The sequence below is a fragment of the Chitinivibrionia bacterium genome (genome assembly GCA_009779925.1).
Lineage (GTDB): Bacteria > Fibrobacterota > Chitinivibrionia > Chitinivibrionales > Chitinivibrionaceae > WRFX01.
The window spans coordinates 24,472-45,540 of sequence record WRAZ01000005.1 but is presented as its reverse complement, the minus strand read 5'-3'; the positions used below and the strand labels follow the sequence as shown (position 1 = coordinate 45,540).

Here is a 21,069-nt window from a genome sequence, read left to right as displayed (position 1 = left end):
TTAGTTTGATAAAAAAAGCATTTTCGACGATTTTTATTTTGGCGGCAATAAGTTTTGCCGCCACTCCTTTGTCGTTTGAGGTTATAGGCACTCTCCCGCACAATCCGCAAAGTTTTACGCAAGGTCTCATTATTGTCGGCGACCATATTTATAAGAGTACAGGTTCGGTCGGGCGCGGCAGTAAGGTAATTCAGATAGACAAAAGAACGGGGCAAGAATTGCGCTTCGTCGCCGTTCCCGAAATTTTCGGCGAGGGCTTAGCGTTTGACGGAAGTATGCTCTGGCAGTTATCGTGGAAAGAGCAGAGAGCGTTTGTCTGGACTTTGGGGCTTGAGCGAGTAGCCGAATTTTCGTATGTCGGCGAAGGCTGGGGGCTCACGTTTCTTTCGAGAAGACGTCTTTTTGCAATGACAAACGGCAGTTCGCAGGTAATTTTTCGCGACCAAAACTTTAACGAAACACACAGAATTACCGCAACCCTAAACGGCGCTCCCGTCGATAAACTCAACGAATTGGAATACTGGAACGGAAGAATTTGGGCAAACCGTTGGTACAGCGACACTATTTTCGGCATAAACCCCGAAAGCGGCATAATAGAGCATTTTATTGACTTAACCGAACTGCGGCGGCGCGAAAATCCGTCCATAAGAGACGGCAACGTACTAAACGGAATAGCCGAAATAGATAGCAACACTCTACTAATTTCAGGCAAACGCTGGCGAAATTTTTACATCATAAGTGCTAGGGCAAAGTAGGGGCGTATTGCATACGCCCAAATAGCCGACAGAAATCATATACAGATAGAAATCGGGCGTATGCAATACGCCCCTACGCGATTTCGTAATAAGTTCATTGCCGAAATTTTAGATAATTGCCTTAAAAAAGCAAAAATAAAATCAAAAAAGCGCGCTCCTGCACGGCGCAAAAAGTATTTTCCCGTGTGAAACAACGTAAAAAATTCTGAAAAAGGATAAAAATATGTGGGAATACACAGATAAAGTTCGTGAACATTACTTAAATCCGCGCAATGTAGGCGAAATTGAAAATCCCGACGGTATCGGAGAAATCGGCAACATAAAATGCGGCGACGCGCTTCGGTTTACTTTCAAACTCGACGATGAGAAAAAGAAAATAGCGGACGCGAAATTCAAAACATTCGGTTGCGGCAGTGCGATTGCTTCGTCGTCAATGCTCACGGAAATGGTAAAAGGGCTAACCTTGGAAGAAGCCGAAAAAATAACCAACGAAGACATTGCCGAAACACTCGGCGGACTTCCCGACGCAAAAATGCACTGCTCGGTAATGGGACAAGACGCGCTTAAATCGGCAATAGAATTCTACAGAAACGGCGGAAAAACCACAAAAAAAGAAGAAAAATCGCGTTTGGTTTGCGCCTGTTTCAACGTTTACGAAGACGACATAGTAAATCAAATTCGTCAAAACGGCTTGGTTTCGGTTGAGCAAATCACAAATTATACCAAAGCGGGCGGCGGTTGCGGCGGTTGCAAAGGCGACATAGAAAACATTCTGAAACGCACGCTTTCGGAAATGGACGAAGAGCATAATCACGACGAAAAAAGCGAAACTTCGCAAGTTCCCGAAAATAAAAAATTCACAACTTTCGAGAAAATCGAAAGAATACGCAAAGTCCTGAACGAAATCGTTCGTCCCGCGCTTCAAAGCGACGGCGGCGACTGCGAATTTATAGACATCGACGGCAATGAAATCAAGATTAAACTTTTGGGACAATGCAGCGGCTGTCCGTCTTCGCAGGCGACAATAAAGGGCTTTATTGAGAAAGAACTGAAAGAAAAAGCGTTTGCCGAAGCGGTGGTGGTAGCCGAGTGAAGATGGAATGTAGGGGCAAAAAATTTTTTGCACAAAATACATTGCACAATATTAAAAAAAACGGTTGAGGCGCAGGTAAAGTTTCGGGCGGTGTGAGGAGGAAAAGGAGATATGGAAGCGGCGGAATTATTGGAAATAATTAAAGACGGCGAAGTCAGCAAAGTGCAGTTTAAAGAGGCATTGCCGTCAGAAGAAAGCATGTGCAGAGAGATTGTCGCAATGTCTAATTCCATAGGCGGTATGATACTTTTGGGCATAAAAGATAAAGTCAACGGCGTAGTCGGATTATCGCCGGAGCAAATAGAGTATGCCGATCGCAAAATTGCGGAATTTGCGGACAGTATAAAGCCAACGGTTTATGTTTCTACAGAAGTCGTAAGAATAGCGGATGAAGACGTCGAAAAACGTATTTTAATAGTCCATGTGCCGGAAGGAATTAACAAGCCCTACAAAACTTCGCAGGGGCAAATATATGTAAAACAAGGGTCTAACAAGCGGCTATTGATGGAAAATTCCGAAATTATACGACTTTTTCAACAAAGCGCAAATTTATTTGCGGACGAAATGCCTGTTTACGGAGCCGACATAAACGATATTGACGCAACGGCTTTTTCCGATTACTTCAAAAAGGAATTCAAGGTAAGTTTTCAGGAAAAGGATTTGAGTTATGAACAGGCGTTAAAAGCAAAAAGAATTTTACATAAAGGGGAACTTACTTTAGCCGGTCTGCTCTTTTTTGGAAAAGAACCTCAGAACATAAGACCTGCCTTTACAATAAAAGCGGTATCGTTTTTCGGCAATGATTTGGCGGGAACTATGTATAGAAATAAACCGAGCGACTTTAAGGGAACTATTCCCGCTTTATTTAAACAGGGAATGGACTTTTTAAGAAGTAATTTGCACCACGTCCAAAAAGGACAAACCTTTAATTCAATAGGCGTTCTCGAGATTTCGGAAGAAGCATTGATAGAGGTATTACAAAATGCTCTTATTCACAGAGATTACTTTAAAAACGCGCCAATCCGTCTGTTTATATTTGACGACAGAGTAGAAATAATAAGCCCCGGAAAACTTCCGAACGGCTTAACCGTAGAAGACATAAAATACGGCAATGCCGTACCTCGCAACCCTCAAATGGCTATGTTTGCTTCACATTTACTTCCATATAGCGGTTTGGGTTCGGGATTAAAACGAGCAATTAAAGAGCAAACGAATATTCGCTTCGAAAATAATGAATCCGGCAATCAGTTCACAGTTACGATACCGCGTAGTATTGCTTGAAAAGAAATACTTCGACTACAAACAACAAAAATAGGATATTTTCATGAAAAAACGCCAAAAAATCGGCTTCGCTTCGGCAATTTCGATTTTACTTTTTACTTTACTCATACCGATTCCCGACGGTTTAACGCTTGAGGGCAAAAATACTATTGCGCTCGCGCTGTTTTTCCTTATTTTGCTGATAAGCGAAGCATTGCCGCCGTCCGTCAGTTCACTTTTAACAATCGGGTTAATTCCAATATTTGGCGTTAGTTCAAATTTTGCGGGGGCGCTTACGGGCTTTTCGCACCCCGTTATTTTCTTTATTATCGCCTCTTTCGCAATAGCCGCCGCAATAACAAACGTTCCTCTAACAAAGCGAATTTTATCCGCGCTTTTGCAAAAAACCGAAAATCGCACGGAAGCCATTCTTTTGACTATGATGATAGCCACGGCGGCGGTATCTTTTTTTATGTCGAACGTCCCCGCCTGCGCAATAATGATGACAATGGCGCTTGGATTTATTGATTCTTTGGAAGACGGCGAAGAGAAAAAATCCGTCGGCAAGGCGTTTATGATAGCAATCCCCGTCGCAACAATGATAGGCGGCATAGCGACCCCCGCTTCGTCGTCGCTTAACCTGCTTGCGCTTGGGCTTTTGGAGCAACACACGGGCAAAACCGTAAGTTTTGTTCAATGGATGGCGATAGGAATTCCTATGGTCGTTATCCTTATACCTTTTGCGTGGTTTTTGATATTGAAAGTTTACAAACCCGCTCAAATCGCCCCTCAAAAAATAGAGCAATACAAGCAAAATATCCGAACAAAAGAGAATTTCGGGCAAAAAGAAATTTCCGTAATCGCAATTATAGCGACAATGTTCGTTCTCTGGATAGCCTCTTCGTGGATAAGCGGCTTGGAAATTTTCACGGTTGCGCTACTCGGCGGCGTTTTGTTTTTTATGCCCGGAATTAGTGTTTTGTCTTGGAAAAAATTCCTGCCAACCATAAATTGGGACATAATTTTCATAAGCGGCACCGTTTTGTCCATAGCGGGCGCGTTGGTGGCAAACGGAGCAAGCGCGTGGTTGGTAGAAACGCTTTATCCCGCAAATCTTACGCTGAATGCAAATATGCTGGTCGGACTTGCCGCAATAATTTCTTTCGTAATGCTTCTGATAATAACTTCCGCCCCCGCGCTTATCACGGTTTTGGCGGCGCCATTTGTCGCCATAGCCGCGGCAAACGGAGTTCCCGCTTCGTATTTAATTATTGCGCTTGCCTTTTGCGCGGGAAATTGCTATTTGTTCCCGTTGGACACCGTGCAATTATTGACTTACGGCAAAGGATATTATCGAATGACGGATATGTGCAAATCCACAATATTTCTGCAAGTGGCAATAGTGGCGATTTTAGCGTTTTGGTTGCCTTTTATGGGCGGGATTTTGGGGGTGTGAAGTCGAACTTCTCGTCGATTTTCCCGAATATGCCACGCAGTTCGGCGTTGGGGATTTTTCGGTAGTCATTTATTTGTCCCTTGTAATTCGTTAATAATTTTATCAAAATCCGATTTGTATGTTTTATCTTGAATAACACGATATTTTTCAAACTCACTTTCTGCAAACGCTTTCGCTATTTCGTGAGAAATTCGACCTATGCCATCGCTAATTATTTCACCGTTAAGTTTTAAGAACACATCAAGTTTTTCTTTCCAATCCTTCATTGTCATCGGAATATATTTTTTTGCCTGACGGTTTGCGTAATCTAAATACATAGCAACAATTTCGTTTAAATCCGCCAATTCCAATTTTGAAAGATAATTTTTTGCGATACTTACATCGGTTTTAATAATTTTTCCGTATGGTGCATTTTTCCAGTTTGCAAGCCCCATATTTTCTTGCATCGCATCTGCGCGCTTCATTATCAATTCTGCGGCGGTATTTTGATGTATAGCAAAATGCAATTTGTTTTGAACATTAGCAAAAAACTCTTTTGTTGTCGAACTTGTGGAATCATAATCAACAGACGTGGCATAAATATCTGTGATTTTCTGATAAAATTTTCGCTCGCTTGCTCGTATTTCTTGAATTTCTGCAATAAGTTCGTCAAAATACTGCTTTGAGAAAACTTGGTCGTTGATAAGGCGATTTTTGTCAAGCACGTAGCCCTTTTTTGCAAAATTGCTCAATATACTTGTCGCCCATTTGCGAAATTCCACAGCCCTTTTGGAATCCGCGCGATAACCAACGGCTATTATTGCTTCTAAAGAGTAGAAATTCACATTGTAATTTTTCCCATCTTCCGCAGTTTGTCGGAATTTCCGACAAACTGAAACTTCATCTAATTCGTTAGATTCAAAAATGTGTTTTAGATGTTCTACAACAGTTGTTCGACTTTTTTGAAAAAGTTCTGCTATCGCCTCTGCTCGCAACCATACGTTTTCATCTTCAACACGAACAGCAATGCCGTCTTCGCCGTTTTGGCGAGTGAAAATTAGAAAATCAGCCGTGCTGTTGCGAATTACAACTTCTTGTTTTTTACTCATTTTTGTCCTTTGGCTTATAATTTCTCCGCTAAAATACTAAATGCGCTAACACTTCTCAACCAAAGACGTTCATTTTTTGATGTTTTTCTATTTTACCCCACCATAAATTGGGACACAATTTTCATAAGCGGCACCGTTTTGTCCATAGCGGGCGCATTGGTGGCAAACGGAGCTCCCGCTTCGTATTTAATTATTGCGCTTGCCTTTTGCGCGGGATTTTGGGGGTGTGAAAATTTCGTTCCAAAAATCGCCTCAGAAAAAATTATTTTCCGACAAACTCAAAACCATCTGTTTAAAATTTCGGTGTACGCTCCGCGAGGGTTGAGGTTTGGGGGAATCAGCGCTAAATTCGGTGGCAACACCTCAGCTCCTTCGATTGTAATCGTTCCTGCCGGTAAGGTTTCCATTATTTCTCGAAGAACGACTTCATCGTAATTAATGGTAATTCTGCCGGGTTGGTTTGGCGGCATATTGGGACCGCCTGTCAAGCCTAAAGCTCCTGTTCCGACGTTATAAACCGCCCCTTGTATCGTCATATTATCTCCGGATGTTTGCAAGGCAAGTCCCCCTACGCCTCGATTTATTATTAACCCCCTTATCATACCATTATTACCAAGTTGCGTGGCATTTAGATTTGGCTCAACAACAATTACCGTAATGCCGGACGCCGCAGGGTTGTTGGGTATGTGCGCGCTTCTGAAAAATTGTGTTGTAAATGCACCGGCAGGGGCGCTTTGATTATCAAGAATTAAAACCATCCTTCCTGTAAATCCGGCAAGGTCGTTAGCACATCCCGACTCAACGCGGTCAAAACAAAATGGATCGCCGCCGGCAGGATCTTGTCGCCAGCGCAACACCATCCAGCCATTATTTGCAGCCCTATTTGCGGCAGTTGTGGCGCTTGCAAAAAGAGCATTTAACATACTTCCGCTATACCATCGCCCTTGATATTCCATCTCTGTAAGTCTGGTCAAGTCAATGTCAATCGCAGGCGGGTCGATTAGAGAAACTCCGTTAATCGAGTGTTCGTTAAGCGAGTCAAGTAAATCCATCGGAGCGGTTGAGGCATGATTCCAACCGACATTAAAGAAATTTTGGGCGACTGCCCAAGGAACGTGGGGGAATGGGATTTGAAGATCGATGGAAAGGTTAAGGTTGCCGGGAGGATTGAAATTATGAGGTCTAAGATTCACATCTGTCGCACTAAATAAAAACTGCGCACCTTGGCGACTATTACCGGCGCCACCTCCCGGAGGATTTAATCCTCCAGCCCCATAAGTACGACCATTTCTCGTCATTAACCTGCTGTTTCCGTGAAAACGCCATCTCCCATGACCGTCCATGGCTACTGCACCTGCATTTAAAAATACATCATTATGAAAATTTAATGTGTTTGCTATTATGCTTGACTCAGAACCAACAGCATCGTTAAATGTGTATATTGCACCTGCAGGAGCCGGTTCAAATTGAATCGGAGCGTCCGCTATAACGGGAGGGGTAGTATCTAAGCCAAAAAATACTGGACCATTAAACGTTGCTCCTCTGACAATAAAGCGCCCGCCTTCGGCACCAGTAGGTCTGCCTCTTCGTCTAAATTCGCCGTCAAACAGATGGTCATTATGATTCATAACTCCGGCTCCCCTCAGAAAAGTGTCTCCTCGGACTGTTAAGCGTGTGTTGATAAAATCTATACCGCCATTCAAATACAGCGCGCTGGTTGGAATATTTATTACTCCACCCGGGTCTTCATACCCAAAAACCTGAAAAACCCCTATATTCCGCGCCCGACTACCACTCGGGTCAATAGCCTCGCTTTGAAATTGAACAGTAATACGCGAATCATTTAAGTTCCGTCCGTTTCTAAATCGCCGAACTGCAGGAGTGCCGGATAGAGGGATTTCCTCTGTTATGTTTCCTATCTGCGAAAAATCAATATTCATAATCCGAACGCGAAATCTCATTCCGTTTTCATCTGGCAGGAACGCGTTTTCACCACCCACAATCCATCTTTGAGCTTCAAGCGGAAGCCGAGTTTCATCCGCCTGCAACGGTTGTCCTTGCGCATTTCTTCCTTCTGACCTGAAATACAATATTCTCAACAAGTCTTGCGAAGTTATGCCTTGAGCAGGAATATTCGCGGCGGGATTTGACAAAAGCGTTGCCGCTAAAGTCAACCCCGACGTCGCCGCAAAGCGCGCCATTTCCGAAGAAGCGCGCAAAGAAGAATCAATAGTTTCCTTTCTTGCCGAATTAAGGACGAGCATTGCAATAGCTCCGACAAAAACTAACGTCATAAGCACATACACAAGTGAAGCGCCTTTGTTGTTTTTGCATAACAAATGAAGAGCCTTGCCGATTCCAACCGGCGGACGTATAATAGATTTTTCCATAAGAGCAACCTTTCCCCATAAAAGTTAAAATTCAGACAGAAACAGAAAAAGGTCTGCGCTGCCGAACTATTACAATTCGCCAAAACAATAACAGACCAAACTACTGTCGTTTACATAAAAATGTATGCCTAACAAAAAATGGGGAAGCACAGACCAAGCGTGCAAACCATTTTTTATAAGGCGTATAATTTTGTAGCAGTTTCCCACTACGATAAACAACAGTCGATAACGACCGCTATTGTTTTGGCAGTTGTAAAATAATTTATTGTTGCTGTAGGATGGGGAAATTTTTGAGAAATTCAATATTTTCCGCTTTTCTTTGTAAGTTTTGAGACGGCATATAGTATTTTATTATCGTCAACAGAACAAGGAGTATAGTTATATGAATGCAAGCGTATCGGTAAATTCCGCAAATAAAGAACTTGAAAACAAAATAAGTTTTGTTGCTTTTGCCGTGTCCGAAGAGGAACAAAATTTCAGGAAAAATGGAGAAAACAATGAGCGTATTTGTAGTTGAAGGAAAAAGACGGCTTGCGGGAGAATTGACCATCGCGGGGAATAAAAACGAGGCGTTGCCCTTGGTTGCCGCAACTATTTTGACGGGAAATAAAAGCGTTTTGGAAAACGCTCCCGATATCGGCGATGTCCGCGAAATGTGCAATATTGCTCAGAAATTGGGCGCAGACGTCGATTTTTCGGGAAAAACGCTTACTATCGACAGCAAAAACGTCGCAAACGGCAAACTTCCGCTTGATATGGCGCGAAAAATACGCGGCTCGATTTTGTTTGCGGCGCCGCTTTTGGTGCGTTTCGGCAAAGTTGCGCTTCCGCAACCCGGCGGCGACAAAATAGGAAGACGTCGGCTCGACACTCACTTTATGGCTTTTGAAAAACTGGGCGCAAAAGTATCGCTCGGAAACGAAACCTTGGATTGCGGCGAAGAAATTATGGTCTATTACATAACCGCCCCAAAAAGCGGACTTGTCGGCACGGAAATTTATTTGGACGAAGCCTCGGTCACCGCAACCGAAAACGCAGTAATGGCGGCGGCGGGAGCGCACGGCGAAACCACCATAATAAACGCCGCTTGCGAACCGCACGTTCAGGGCGTGTGCAACTTTTTGGTTAAAGCGGGCGTAAAAATCGAAGGTATTGGAAGCAATATACTTAAAATCTACGGTCGCCCCGACTTTGCCGAAGTGAGCCATACAATAGGATGCGACTACATAGAAGCGGCGTCGTTTATTTCGCTTGCCGCCTGCACAAATTCCGACATAATTCTGCGAAACGTCCAAACCGATGTTATGAAAATGCCGCTCCACCAATTCGCGCGCATCGGAATTGACGTCATCGCCAACAAAAACGAAAGCACGCTTCATATCCGCGACAATCAGCGCTTCGAGGTTAAAACAGATATGGGAAATTACATCCCCAGAATAGAAACCGCCCCTTGGCCCGGATTTCCCGCGGATATGAGTTCGGTTATGCTCGTTGCGGCAACGCAGGCAAAAGGCTCTACGCTTATTCACGAAAAAATGTTTGAAAGCCGCCTGTTTTTCACCGACAATTTGCAGACAATGGGTGCTCAAATAGTTCTTTGCGACCCTCACCGAGCGGTAATTATGGGACCTGCAAGTTTGAGCGCGGCGCGAATTTCTTCGCCCGATATTCGCGCGGGAATGGCGCTTTTGATAGCCGCAATGTCCGCCGAAGGAATGAGCCGCATACATAATATTGAGCAAATCGACCGCGGATACGAAAAAATCGACGTTCGCCTCAATGCAATCGGAGCTAATATTATCAGGGAGAAATAAAAAAATTGCCGTTTTGCTTTGCGGCATAATGTATTTTTCCCCCGCATTTTTTATTTTGGAGTTTTGTAATGTCTATTCAGAGTATGACGGGCTACGGACATTTTGAGCAAGTTTTTGAAAGCGGGAAATTTTCGGCGGAAGTTCGCAGTGTCAATAACCGTTTTATGGAAACGCAATGTCATATACCGCGAATTTTCAGTTCGTCGGAACAACAAGTGCGCAAACTGCTTGCCGACAAACTCGAACGCGGCACGGTAAAATTAAGCGTAAATTTTGAAACGGCGCTTGCCCAAACCGTTTGCATTGACTACGACAGAGAAATGGTTGACAGATATTTGGAAATTTTCGGCGAGATTTCACAAAAAATGAACGCGGAAACGCCAAAAGACATTTCGCTTCTGCAACCGTTTTTCAGGGACATAATAGTTGCAAAACCCCAAGAATTAGAGGCGGAAGCGTTTGTCGGACAAATGTTTATAGCAATCGAAAAAGCGGTCGAGCATTTAATAGAAGAAAGAGAGCGGGAAGGCGCGGAATTAAGAGACGTTTTACTGAAATCGCTTGATTTTATTTCGCAAAGCGTCGAAAAAGTAGAACTTCTTGCGCCAAAAAGGCTGGAAAAATACAAGGAAAAATTACAAACCGCCATACAAACCTTGAAAAAAGAATGCGTGGACGAGCAAAGAATTGCGCAAGAAATAGTTTTGATGTGCGAAAAATTAGACATAACCGAAGAAACAACCCGCCTTAAAACGCATATTTCGGCAACAAAAAAGATGCTCGAAGAAGAAAGCGCGGTCGGAAAAAAGCTCGGCTTTTGGCTTCAGGAAATAAATCGCGAAATAAACACAATAGGCTCAAAAGCAAACGACAGCGCGATTGCAAACATTGTAATATCGATGAAAGACGTAGCCGAACAAATGCGCGAACAATCGTTGAATTTGTTGTAAAATAAATCGTTCTTGCGCATCAGCGTGCGCATAACGTATTTTATCCAATTAGAAACGTAGAATAAAAATAAAGGTGTAGGAGAATAAGAAAATGGCAGAAGTGTTAAATCCGCAAGGAATAAGCAGTATAAGAGCAAAAGACCTAAGAAGCGTTAACGATGACAGATACAAGTTCGTTAACAGCGATATTGAGTTTAGTGCAAATTTAAAAGCTGCAACAAAAGATGGAGCAAAAATTTTCTTTCCAAACATGAATATTCTTAACGACAATTCATGGTGAGGCGCAATATTATGAAGCCAGAAGATTTCATTACACTTTTTGATAATTTTTTGAATATGGTAGACGAAATAAAGTTTGAAAACGCATCCATGTTGCGTTTAGATTGCGAAAAATCCAAGCCTAATATATTACGCAATTATTCAGATTTGAATTTTTACGTAAAAGGAGCATATATGCGCAATAGCAGCCAAGAAATCCCACGCTTAGATAGACATAAATGTGCCGCTTGTTTTATGATTGCCATTCTCAATGAGTTGGATTTAACAATTACCAATTACAAAAGCCCCTTAATAAAAGAAAAAATAGCTGCACTTGCAGGATTGGGGATACTGCATTTTTTTATTACTTGCGATAATCGTAATCTAAAAGACGTAGGATTTGCAACTTTTATCAAAGAAAAAGATTTTGTATTTCCTGCAAATGTTGGCGATAAAAATGAATATATGAAAAATTGGACATTAGAATTATTTCACTCTTTTAAAGAAAATAGGACTTTTATCTTGTCCTTATCCAACGAACTTTTTTTGATAGAGCAACATAATCGCCAAATTTTCGAAACACTAAAAACGGAGGAATTGTGAGAAAAAGCAGTAGTGACGCAGCCCTTGAAATGAACCTTGACAAGCTCGAAAAAGAGCGTGGTATCAGCCGCTACAAGGCGGTTTTGATGGCGGCAAAAGAAGCAAGATGGCTCAACGACCAAGAAAGAATTGCCGGAATGGATTTGAGAGGCGAAAAGCCCTCGACTGTTGCTCTTCGCCGTGTTTTCGACGGAAAAGTAGTCGAAACAGATGACGAAGTCGTCGGCTAAAAGCCATAAAAACATCCTAATAGGAATATCGGGCGGAATTGCGGCGTACAAAATTCCGCTCCTTGTTCGTATTCTAAAAAAACAGGGGCATTCGGTTAAAATAATCGTATCGGAAGCCGCAAAAAATCTTGTCGGCACAGACGCGCTGAAAACCCTTTCGCAAGAACCCGTTTACGGCGACAAAATAAGCGACGAAAATTTCGATATGGGACATATTCGCCTCGAAGAATGGGCGGATTTGTTCATTTTAGCTCCCGCAACTGCAAATTCAATAGCAAAAATGGCTTGCGGAATTGCAGACAATTTGCTCTCGACCACCTTTTTGTCGCTCACCTGTCCGATACTTGTCGCTCCCGCAATGAACACTAATATGTGGAATAACGCGGCAACGCAGGCAAACGTAAAAACGCTTAAAGAGCGCGGAATTTTCGTGCTTCCCACAGCGGTAGGCGAACTAGCCTGCGGAGTTGTAGGAGCAGGACGAATGTTGAGTCCCGACGACATTGCCCAATACGCGGAACTTGCTTTGCAAAAGAGTGATTTGCAAGGAAAATTATCAGGCAAAAAAGTACTTATATCAAGCGGCTCCACAGCCGAGCCTATAGACGCAGTTCGTTTCATAACAAATTCGTCAAGCGGAAAAATGGGGGCGGCTTTAGCAAGAGCGGCAATTTTTGCGGGCGCGCAGGTTTGCGTGGTATCGGGCGGAGCAAAAGCAAGGCTTCCCGAAGGAATTGAGCAAATTTCCGTAAATACCGCCTGCGAAATGCGTAAAGAAATAATCGAAAAACTTCCCGACAGCGACATAATAATTATGGCGGCGGCGGTGAGCGATTTTCGAGTGGAAAACACGGCGACCGAAAAAATTTCGCGGGAAGACAACGCCGAATATTCTATAAAGCTCGTAAAAAACCCCGACATTGCCGCAGAAATCGGCGAAAAGAAAACCGCAAATCAAAAATTAGTGGTATTTTCGCTTGAAACAAACGGCGGCATTGTGCGAGCAACAGAGAAAATGAAGCGCAAAAACGCCGATTTATGTGTTTTTAATAACGCCGAAAACGCTATCGGAAAAGATAAATCAAAAATTACCATTATAAGCCAAAACGGCAAAACTCAAGAGTTTGAAGAGCAGGAAAAAATTGTTTCCGCTCTGCGGATTTTAGAGGCTGTTGTTTGAGGGTGTTGTAAATTAACTTAGGGGCGAAAGATTTTTCGCCCCTAAGTTAATATTAATTTTCCGAAAACGCTACCCTAAACCCTACCATCGGGAAGCCGCTGGCTGGGATGTTGCCGTCGCGGGAGCTTATTTGGCTGTCTTCGGCGCCTTGCATAAAGCTACCGCCTTTGAACACCCTTTCATTGCCGTCGGAAGCGCCTGTCGGGTCGGTTTGACTGCTCGGGTAGCCGCTTTGGTACCAGTCCGCCGTCCATTCCCAGACGTTGCCGCTCATATCGTGAATACCTATTTCGTTGGACGATTTTTGTCCTACGGCTTGCAGGATACTATTGCTGTTATCGATGTACCAGCCTACCGAATTTAAGTTGTTGCCGCCGCTGTATGTGTAGTTATTGCTTTTGTTGCCGCCGCGCGCCGCAAATTCCCATTGCGCTTCGGTGGGTAAAAAGCCGCCGACATTTGCGGCGAATGTGTTTGCGTGGCTCCAAGTAATGCCTACCACGGGTAAGTTGTTGCCTATTGTAGGCGCGGACGGGTTAAAGCCCATTTTCGCCTGAAATTGCGCCTGCGTTATAGGATATTTGCTTATGTAAAAGCCCTGTGTCAGCGTTATTTTTGTTCCGCCGACGGTTGTGAAACTTCCCGCTTTTACAAATACCGCTTCTATGTCGCCGAACATTCTTATTCTTCCGCTTTCGTTGTCTTCTATTCTGTCGTCAATTCTCCATTTTGCGAAAAGCGTTGTGTTTGCCGTGATAACGTCGCTTGCGAAAATCCAAGCGTTTGTTAATGCTTCGTCGCGATACCAGCCGTCAAAAATATGTCCGTCTTTTGTGGGGTCGTCGGTCGGTCTGTTTACGGTTGTGTTTTGGGCTACTTGTATAGGATTTACGGACGAACCGCCGTTGGAATTAAACGACACGGTATAAAAAACCGTCCCTTGTATTTCTGTCCATCTTGCGTAAAGCGTTATGTTTGCCGAAACAACGTCGCTTGCAAAATTCCAGGCGTTTGTTAATGCTTCGTCGCGATACCAGCCGTTAAAATTAAAACCGTCTCTTGCAGGGTCGCTCGGTCTGCTTACGGTTGTCCCCTCCAAAACGTTGTTAATAGGCGCGACAAACGAGCCGCCGTTGGAATTAAAGCTTACCGTATAGCGGTTTACAACGGGATTTTTGCCGCTGTCGCCGCCGTCGTCCACAGGTTTTGTCATCACGATAAAATCGCAGGCGACAAGCGCCGAAAAGCAAAGCAACGCGGGCAGTAAATATTTCATTTTTTGCATAATAAACCGTTTCATCTTGCTTGTCTCCTTTTCGTTAATGTGTAGCCGATACTTAATGAATAAGTTATGTTTAGCCCCTCTTCGTAAACAAAGCCGTCGCTGCCGTCGTTATAGTTTTTTCTGAATGAAACGGGATTGTTTCGCTGTCCGAACAGTATTTTGTTGCTTATGTCGAAATTGCCTGCGTTGCCGAACATTAATTTCCAAAATGCGCCGCCAAAACTCGTGTTTGTCCCGTTTTTAGATATATATACTTTGTCGTTTTGCGTAAATTCGGCGGTTAATACGCTGTTGCGATAACCTGCATTTACGCCCAAAACGTTTCTTACAAAACCGTCGCGGTTAATGCACACGCCCAAATTAAGCCCACCCCCGTAATAAATTGCGCCGCCCGCAATCTCTCCCGTAAGATAAAAACCGTTTTTAAGAATTGCGCCGATTTCTATTGTTGCGCCCGCGCTCATTACGGATGTTCCCGCAACAAATTCGGGACGTATTGAAAGCAAAAACATTCCCGCGCGCTCCTCGTTTGCCGCCGCGCCGCCCTGTTGCGCAGTTCTTTGTTGAGCGGGGGCATCCGCGACAGACGGCGACGCTTGTTGTTGTTGCTGAGGCGCGGGAACGCTCGGACGGGCGGCTATCTGTTCAAACGTTTCGCCTGAATTAAGCCGTCTCAACTGCTCGCGCAGGTTTGCCAAACGCTCTCGTTCCTGTTTTAATTCGCTGTCTGCGGCAGTCCACGCTTCATCGGCGATTTTTGCCTGCAATGACATTTCGTCATAGTTTGCTTTTGCCTCTTCAAAACTGTCGGAAGCCATTTCTACCGCTCTTCGCGCGGGGGCGCTGGCGGGATTTGCGCTCAAAAACGCCAATGCGTTATTGTGCTCTCTGTCCGCTCTGTCTCTTTCTTCTCTGGAGCGGTTTAGCCGTGCTGTCGTGGTGTTTCTTTGGTTTCGTGCCGCTGTTTCTCTGTTTGCAAGCGCGGTAATTTGTCTTTCGGAAGCCGTTATTTGCGCCTGAACTTGTTCTGTTTGACGATTTTGCTGAGTTTGAGCCTCTTTTCTTTGACTTACCTCTCTGTTTTCTCTTGCAAGTTTGTCGAGTTGTTCGTTTATTGCGCCGACATCGACCGTCAATTCCGCTTTTACCCAATATGTAAATTCGTCGAACCTTTCGTCAAGAACTTTCAAGCCGACTCTGCCTACCGTGCTTATCGTTATTACTTCGCGATACAAATCTTCAACATTTGAACCCGAGACGGTCATTGCGGAAGAGTAATTCGCCTGCACCAAACTGCCCACTTCGCTAAGCACCATCGCCCGCAACTGCTCGTGCGCCTTATTCCGAGCCGTTCTGCGGCTGTCCTCTTCACTCATCCGATAAGTGTATTCTCTTATAAATGTCTGCACCTGCCCGTATCCCGTAAACGGAAACAAGCAAAGCACAAAAAAATACAACACCACCTTTTTTCTCATAAAACCATTCCTCCGATTTGTTCTTCTCCGATTTGTTCTTCTCCGATTTGTTTGTTTTTTCTTGGGTAAGGGCGGGTTTGAAACCCGCCCCTACATTTAAAATCGCCTTTTCGTACTATTATTGTCCTGCGCGGGCGGCTTTTTCGCGTTCTATTCTTTCTTCAAGATTATTCCAAGCAGTACGAGCCTGTCTGAGATTTTCCGCGTTTTTCTGCGCTTCGAGCAACGCCTTAAGAACGCTTGCGTCCAATGCTCTCAAAACATAAGCCGTAAACCCGTCGGGTCCGCGCGCCACCAATTCTTTAACAATACGGTCGCCGTTAAGCGTGGTCAATACAAAAATCTCCTGTACCGTCTCAAAAACGTCGTTGTCCACGTTCCCCTGAATATCCAAAGTAAACGCCCTCTGCTGAGAAGCAACTTCCTGCTCAAACTGCGCCGCAATCAGCTGAGTTGCCTCAAACCGCGCTCTGCGAAGAGCCGCATTCTGATCCGTAGCCGTCGCCATACCCACCGCCGTAATAGATTCCTTGTAAGGTCCGTCAAGCAACCGCTGAATTTCCCGCGGATAAACCCCAACAGCGTCGGTATGACTACCAAAATTACTCTGCCTCTTCCCGCAACCCACCACCATCAACACCAACGCCGCCGCCATAACGACAAACAATACTCTCTTAAAACCCATAAAAACACTCCTTTTTGTTGTTTTTAACAACCTCTTATTAGTTAATTGAAACCGATATTTTTTTTCAACTCAAAAAAAGAACAGAACTCCGTTCTTAATATTTCAATTGGCGGAAAACACCAAGCGGAACCCGCTGCAGCTCCAGCTGCCGTCCGGACTGCCGAAGCTCCGAAAGGCAACACGAGCAAACGAAGCCTCGTAGTACCAACTGCCACCACGAACTACGCGGATAGTGCCGCTATTAGGACCTATTGGGTCAACAACAGATGTCGAAGTAAAAGACGCACTCCAGTCCGCAACCCATTCCCAAACATTACCGCTCATATCATAAATCCCCAATCCGTTTGCCTGTAGCCCTCCTACAGGTTGAGCGCCGGAAGAGGGACGGTTTGTGCTAACCCAACCAACTTCGTTGATATTGTCGCTACCGCTGTACATATATGGGTCTTCCCTATTTCCGCCGCGCGCAGCAAATTCCCATTCAGCTTCCGTCGGCAGGCGACCGCCGACTCTACTAGCAAAATCTACTGCGTTAAACCAACTTACGTTTACTACGGGACGATTGTTAAGATTAGACGGATTATCATTCATTACCGCCTCATACTGCGCCACGGTTATCGGATATTTACTTATCCAAAAGCCGCGTGTAAGTACTACCTCGCGAGATACCGAATGTCCGAAATGTGCTCCTCCCTGCGTAAATACTCCGGGGGCAACAAAAATAAGTTCTATATCAATGCCATTACGAGTTATTGTCCGCGCTTCTCCGTTTGTGCCGCCGCCAATACCGCTTATCGGTCTCCACTTAGCAAACAGTGTGATATTTCCCTGCACAAGATCTGTAGCAAAATTCCATAGATTGCTCAGCTCAGCCTCTCTGTACCAGCCGTCAAACGTATATCCGCTTCTTATTGGCTCATTTTCCGGTTCGCTGATAATAGAACCGCGAGAAACATTGACGATTGAAGCGACAGAAGAACCGACATTTGAATTGAATGCCACGGTGTGGAAACTACTTACCAATACCGAAACAAGAGCGACTTCATTAGTCCTTACGCTATTAGTGCTCAATCTTATATAACGCGTTCCGTTAGGTATTGATAAAATACCGGATTCCATAACGGTGGTACCGCCGGCAAACGCCTGAGGAGCGGAGAATGTTGTACCGTTGACAGATGTTTCCAAAGAAATGGTGTTTCCGTGTCTCGCTACAATTCTTATACCGTGTCCGTTTACTCCTGCCGGAAGCAAAGGTAAATCAACAAAAGAACCCGCCGCTTCAAATATTAACTGTCCGCTGTTGCCGTTGTCCCAGTTTACACCGCTGAGCGTCCATTCGTTTACATCGTTTGCCGAAGCTAAATTATTGCTATAGGGCAAAACCAAAGTTCCAAGTTCGTGCCATCTTGCAAACAGTGTAGTGTTAGCCGCAACAACATTAGTCTCAAAGTTCCAAGCATTAGTAAACGCCGCTTCTCTATACCAACCCATAAACGCAAATCCAACTCTTGTCGGGTCGGTCGGTTTATCAATTGTGGTGCCGGTAAGAGCGCTTACAGAACTAACTGCAGACCCACCGTTAGAATTGAAGGTTATGGTATGAGCGGTAAGCCATCTCGCAAACAGTGTAGTGTTTCCCTCTACAACGTCCGTTTCAAAATCCCAAGCATTAGCCAGCTCTGCGTCTTTGTACCATCCGCCGAAAACGTGCCCGTCTCTCGTCGGCGCAACAGGCGCGCTTATCGTCGCACCGTTTGCAATATTGACAACGGAACTAACCGCAGACCCGCCGTTGGAGTTGAAACTCACGGTAAAAGTTTCATTTTGTATTTCAGTCCATCTTGCAAAAAGCGTAGTATTTTCGCTCACAACATCGACCTCAAAATTCCAAGCAGTAGTCAATTCCACCTCTTTATACCAACCTGCAAAAGTAAACCCGCTCCTCGTCGGCGCAACAGGCGCGCTTATTGTCGCACCGTTTGCAATATTGACAACGGAACTAACCACAGACCCGCCGTTGGAATTAAAACTCACGGTAAAAGTTTCAATTTGTATTTCAGTCCATCTTGCAAAAAGCGTAATATCTCCGCCGATAACATCATCCGTAAAATTCCAAGGAATAGTAAGCGCCGCATCCCTGTACCAACCGTTAAAAGTAAATCCCGCTCTTACAGGCGCAACAGGTGCGCTTATCGTCGAGCCCGCGGCGGCAAAAGCTATAGAATCTGCAACGGGAGCATTATTAAAATTAAAGGTTATGGAATGCCAAGGAGTAGCCCCCTGCGACCATCTCGCAAAAAGCGCTATATCTTCGTTTACCGTATTTGCGGCAAAATTCCACACCGTGGTAAGCTCGGCATCTATATGCCAGCCGACAAACATATACCCGCTTCTTAAAGGATTTCTCGGTCTTACAATAAGCGCCCCCGAAGCAACATAAGTCAGCGAATCCACTGTAGCGCCGTCGTTAAAGTTAAATAAAACCCTGTGAAAAGTCGTTCCTTGCGCCCATCTTGCGTAAAGAGTAATGTCGTCTCTTACAACATTCCCCGCAAAATTCCACGCGGTGGTAAATTCCCTGTCCGTAAACCAGCCGACAAACACGTGTCCGCTTCTTTGCGGGTTGCTTGGTCTTGTAATAAGCGACCCATCGGCAACAAATGTGATAGAATCGGAGGAAGCGCCGTCGTTAAAATCGAAAATAACCGAGTGCCAAGGCGTGGTACCCTGCGACCACTTTGCGTAAAGAACTAAGTTTTGCGAGACAACGTCCCTTGCAAAATTCCACGCAACGGTTAATTCGGCATCTCTGTGCCAACCGACAAATACGTGTCCCGCTTTTGTGGGATTGCTCGGTCTGCTGATTGTAGCCCCATCGGCAATACCGACTATGGGATTTACGGCAGACCCGCCGTTAGAATTGAATACTACTGAAAATCCGCCCTCTTCTTTTGCCTCTTCGCCGTCGTCGCTACTGCAACTCGTAATAAACAAAAACACCGAGCATAAAGCCAACACTAAAGCCGCCAACATAATTTTAGCCTTCATTAAAGCCTCCTCTTAAATTATTTTTATGCGGCAAGAAAACGACCGTTTTTTTGCCGCGTTTTTTAAGCATATTTTTATAAAAAAATGCTTAATGGTATTGCTTATTTAATTGGCATTTAGTATTTTATTAGTACGATAGTACGAAAGATGGGCGCGGCAAAAAAACGGTGGTTTTTTTGTAGCGGGGGTGGGTTTATGGAAAATTTGGAATTTTAGAGATTTGGCGAACAGTGTTTGGCGAATTCAAGGTTTCAGAAAATATTGTTTTAACGTGGATTTTTGTTGCGGTTGTTAAGGGGTAATGAAAATAATTTATGTTGTGCGTGGTGTGGGAAAAAATTACAAAAAATTCATTATTCCAGTTCCTTTTCTCGTTTTTTAGCTTCTATAAATTTTTTACTGGATAATTTACCATCCGAAAACAGACCGAATGATTTTTCCAAAACAGAATATTTATCACGAACAGGCGACAAAATAATAGTACCATTCTTAGGAACTAGTTTTATTTTCTCCGAACGGATATAAGCCACTACCGTTTTAGAAAGATTTCGCTTATCAACAACTAAACTTTCCATAAAAATTCCTTTTAATTTTAAACTTTTTAATGTAAAATAATTTATGCTTACCACAATGTGTCCGAAATTTTTTGAAAATTGTATATTATCTTGTTTTAGAAAACGCTTTTTTTACTTCTTCAACACCTTCAAAAGTAAAGTCCCTAAAAACAGGGCGGCGTTTATCAGAACTATTATCGCCCCTGTCGGAGCGTTTAGGATGAACGAAAGAATTATTCCGCCGATTACCGAAAATACGGCGAAAAACGCCGCTAAGGCTATCGTTTGTTTGAAACTTTTTGATACTTGAAGCGCGGTTATTGTGGGAATTATTATAAGCGCGGATATTAACATAGCGCCGACAACGCGCACTCCCAAGACTACTATTATTGCTGTTAGAACTATTATGAGCGAATTCAGAAAATCCGCTTTTACTCCCGAAACCCGCGCAAAATCTTCGTCGAAAGCGAGCATAAAAAGGTCTCTGTAAAAGGCGATTACAACGCCGATAACGGTCGCGGAAAGAATAATCGAAAGCCACAATTCGTATGGCTGAATTGTCAGAATATTACCGAAAAGATAGTTTTCCAGATTTCCGATTTTTCCTGACATCGAAGCAAGCATAACTGCGATTGCAACTGCGGTTGTAGAAACAAAACCGATTGCCGAATCGCCCCAAACGGCTGTTTTTTTAGTAAGCCAAAGTATTAAAAGCGAGGCAATAACCACAAGCGGAATAGAGATTGCTATCGGCGACAAACCAACAAACATTCCCAGCGCAATTGTCGCAAGAGCCGTGTGCGCCAAGCCATCGCCAATCATTGAAAATCTGCGCAAAACCAAAAAAACGCCGACTATCGCGCAACTCATCGCGACAAAACTTCCCGCGATAAGCGCGTTTCGCATAAAATCATAAGAGAAAATACTTAAAAGTTCTTCCATATT

At 44.1% G+C, this 21,069-nt stretch carries 18 protein-coding genes; 10 read left to right on the top strand and 8 right to left on the bottom strand.

Going from position 1 to position 21,069, the window contains the following annotated elements; translation table 11 throughout:
* Positions 1-5 precede the first annotated feature (5 nt).
* From FWE23_03210 to FWE23_03195, 4 genes are all read left to right on the top strand, one after another.
* Complete coding sequence (locus FWE23_03210; GenBank protein MCL2844446.1) at positions 6-755, top strand: glutaminyl-peptide cyclotransferase; 750 nt, start codon at positions 6-8, stop codon at positions 753-755.
* 223 nt (positions 756-978) lie between these two features.
* Entirely contained in the window at positions 979-1,848 is an 870-nt protein-coding gene (nifU, locus tag FWE23_03205; protein MCL2844445.1) for a Fe-S cluster assembly protein NifU, read from the top strand.
* A gap of 111 nt (positions 1,849-1,959) precedes the next feature.
* The gene (locus FWE23_03200) at positions 1,960-3,129 is read left to right on the top strand and encodes a putative DNA binding domain-containing protein (protein ID MCL2844444.1); all 1,170 of its coding nucleotides are present in this window, start codon (positions 1,960-1,962) and stop codon (positions 3,127-3,129) included.
* A gap of 43 nt (positions 3,130-3,172) precedes the next feature.
* Complete coding sequence (locus FWE23_03195; GenBank protein ID MCL2844443.1) at positions 3,173-4,564, top strand: DASS family sodium-coupled anion symporter; 1,392 nt, start codon at positions 3,173-3,175, stop codon at positions 4,562-4,564.
* 65 nt (positions 4,565-4,629) lie between these two features.
* Here FWE23_03195 and FWE23_03190 read toward each other — a convergent pair whose 3' ends face one another.
* Both FWE23_03190 and FWE23_03185 read right to left on the bottom strand, forming a co-directional pair.
* Positions 4,630-5,652 (bottom strand): virulence RhuM family protein, encoded by a 1,023-nt coding sequence (locus FWE23_03190; GenBank protein MCL2844442.1) that lies wholly within the window; start codon positions 5,650-5,652, stop codon positions 4,630-4,632.
* 278 nt (positions 5,653-5,930) lie between these two features.
* Positions 5,931-8,042: a hypothetical protein gene (locus tag FWE23_03185; protein ID MCL2844441.1), complete on the bottom strand. Its 2,112-nt coding sequence runs from the start codon at positions 8,040-8,042 to the stop codon at positions 5,931-5,933.
* Positions 8,043-8,539: 497 nt separating this feature from the next.
* Here FWE23_03185 and murA point away from each other — a divergent pair, with 497 nt between their 5' ends.
* The 6 genes from murA (at position 8,540) to coaBC (ending at position 13,077) form a co-directional block, all read left to right on the top strand.
* Positions 8,540-9,856, top strand: coding sequence for a UDP-N-acetylglucosamine 1-carboxyvinyltransferase (gene murA / locus FWE23_03180; GenBank protein ID MCL2844440.1), 1,317 nt, complete (start codon positions 8,540-8,542; stop codon positions 9,854-9,856).
* Between the two features lie 68 nt (positions 9,857-9,924).
* Positions 9,925-10,806, top strand: coding sequence for a YicC family protein (locus FWE23_03175; GenBank protein ID MCL2844439.1), 882 nt, complete (start codon positions 9,925-9,927; stop codon positions 10,804-10,806).
* A gap of 91 nt (positions 10,807-10,897) precedes the next feature.
* Positions 10,898-11,086 carry a hypothetical protein gene (locus FWE23_03170; protein MCL2844438.1) on the top strand — a complete coding sequence of 63 codons (189 nt, stop codon included), beginning with the start codon at positions 10,898-10,900 and terminating at the stop codon, positions 11,084-11,086.
* Positions 11,087-11,097: 11 nt separating this feature from the next.
* Positions 11,098-11,667, top strand: a complete 570-nt coding sequence (locus tag FWE23_03165) for a hypothetical protein (protein MCL2844437.1) — start codon at positions 11,098-11,100, stop codon at positions 11,665-11,667.
* Positions 11,664-11,897 carry a DNA-directed RNA polymerase subunit omega gene (locus FWE23_03160; GenBank protein MCL2844436.1) on the top strand — a complete coding sequence of 78 codons (234 nt, stop codon included), beginning with the start codon at positions 11,664-11,666 and terminating at the stop codon, positions 11,895-11,897. The genes FWE23_03165 and FWE23_03160 overlap by 4 nt, the downstream gene beginning before the upstream one ends.
* Positions 11,878-13,077: a bifunctional phosphopantothenoylcysteine decarboxylase/phosphopantothenate--cysteine ligase CoaBC gene (gene coaBC, locus FWE23_03155; protein ID MCL2844435.1), complete on the top strand. Its 1,200-nt coding sequence runs from the start codon at positions 11,878-11,880 to the stop codon at positions 13,075-13,077. The genes FWE23_03160 and coaBC overlap by 20 nt, the downstream gene beginning before the upstream one ends.
* Before the next feature lie 52 nt (positions 13,078-13,129).
* On the opposite strand, the gene FWE23_03150 is transcribed toward coaBC, so the two are convergent.
* The 6 genes from FWE23_03150 to FWE23_03125 form a co-directional block, all read right to left on the bottom strand.
* Complete coding sequence (locus FWE23_03150) at positions 13,130-14,377, bottom strand: SUMF1/EgtB/PvdO family nonheme iron enzyme (protein ID MCL2844434.1); 1,248 nt, start codon at positions 14,375-14,377, stop codon at positions 13,130-13,132.
* Positions 14,374-15,837: a hypothetical protein gene (locus tag FWE23_03145; GenBank protein MCL2844433.1), complete on the bottom strand. Its 1,464-nt coding sequence runs from the start codon at positions 15,835-15,837 to the stop codon at positions 14,374-14,376. Before FWE23_03145 ends, FWE23_03150 begins: the two co-directional genes overlap by 4 nt.
* A gap of 118 nt (positions 15,838-15,955) precedes the next feature.
* On the bottom strand, positions 15,956-16,522 hold the full coding sequence (locus tag FWE23_03140; protein ID MCL2844432.1) for a hypothetical protein: 567 nt from the start codon (positions 16,520-16,522) through the stop codon (positions 15,956-15,958).
* Positions 16,523-16,624: 102 nt separating this feature from the next.
* Complete coding sequence (locus tag FWE23_03135; GenBank protein MCL2844431.1) at positions 16,625-19,570, bottom strand: InlB B-repeat-containing protein; 2,946 nt, start codon at positions 19,568-19,570, stop codon at positions 16,625-16,627.
* Positions 19,571-19,923: 353 nt separating this feature from the next.
* Positions 19,924-20,145, bottom strand: a complete 222-nt coding sequence (locus FWE23_03130) for a hypothetical protein (GenBank protein MCL2844430.1) — start codon at positions 20,143-20,145, stop codon at positions 19,924-19,926.
* Positions 20,146-20,256: 111 nt separating this feature from the next.
* Positions 20,257-21,066 (bottom strand): metal ABC transporter permease, encoded by an 810-nt coding sequence (locus FWE23_03125; protein ID MCL2844429.1) that lies wholly within the window; start codon positions 21,064-21,066, stop codon positions 20,257-20,259.
* Positions 21,067-21,069 lie beyond the last annotated feature (3 nt).

What these genes read in the sequence shown, in the direction of transcription:
- nifU (MCL2844445.1), top strand. Translation starts at nt 979, where the DNA reads ATGTGGGAATACACAGATAAAGTTCGTGAACATTACTTAAATCCGCGC.
- FWE23_03200 (MCL2844444.1), top strand. Translation starts at nt 1,960, where the DNA reads ATGGAAGCGGCGGAATTATTGGAAATAATTAAAGACGGCGAAGTCAGC.
- FWE23_03195 (MCL2844443.1), top strand. Translation starts at nt 3,173, where the DNA reads ATGAAAAAACGCCAAAAAATCGGCTTCGCTTCGGCAATTTCGATTTTA.
- FWE23_03190 (MCL2844442.1), bottom strand. Translation starts at nt 5,652, where the DNA reads ATGAGTAAAAAACAAGAAGTTGTAATTCGCAACAGCACGGCTGATTTT.
- FWE23_03185 (MCL2844441.1), bottom strand. Translation starts at nt 8,042, where the DNA reads ATGGAAAAATCTATTATACGTCCGCCGGTTGGAATCGGCAAGGCTCTT.
- murA (MCL2844440.1), top strand. Translation starts at nt 8,540, where the DNA reads ATGAGCGTATTTGTAGTTGAAGGAAAAAGACGGCTTGCGGGAGAATTG.
- FWE23_03175 (MCL2844439.1), top strand. Translation starts at nt 9,925, where the DNA reads ATGTCTATTCAGAGTATGACGGGCTACGGACATTTTGAGCAAGTTTTT.
- FWE23_03170 (MCL2844438.1), top strand. Translation starts at nt 10,898, where the DNA reads ATGGCAGAAGTGTTAAATCCGCAAGGAATAAGCAGTATAAGAGCAAAA.
- FWE23_03165 (MCL2844437.1), top strand. Translation starts at nt 11,098, where the DNA reads ATGAAGCCAGAAGATTTCATTACACTTTTTGATAATTTTTTGAATATG.
- coaBC (MCL2844435.1), top strand. Translation starts at nt 11,878, where the DNA reads ATGACGAAGTCGTCGGCTAAAAGCCATAAAAACATCCTAATAGGAATA.
- FWE23_03150 (MCL2844434.1), bottom strand. Translation starts at nt 14,377, where the DNA reads ATGAAACGGTTTATTATGCAAAAAATGAAATATTTACTGCCCGCGTTG.
- FWE23_03145 (MCL2844433.1), bottom strand. Translation starts at nt 15,837, where the DNA reads ATGAGAAAAAAGGTGGTGTTGTATTTTTTTGTGCTTTGCTTGTTTCCG.
- FWE23_03140 (MCL2844432.1), bottom strand. Translation starts at nt 16,522, where the DNA reads ATGGGTTTTAAGAGAGTATTGTTTGTCGTTATGGCGGCGGCGTTGGTG.
- FWE23_03135 (MCL2844431.1), bottom strand. Translation starts at nt 19,570, where the DNA reads ATGAAGGCTAAAATTATGTTGGCGGCTTTAGTGTTGGCTTTATGCTCG.
- FWE23_03130 (MCL2844430.1), bottom strand. Translation starts at nt 20,145, where the DNA reads ATGGAAAGTTTAGTTGTTGATAAGCGAAATCTTTCTAAAACGGTAGTG.
- FWE23_03125 (MCL2844429.1), bottom strand. Translation starts at nt 21,066, where the DNA reads ATGGAAGAACTTTTAAGTATTTTCTCTTATGATTTTATGCGAAACGCG.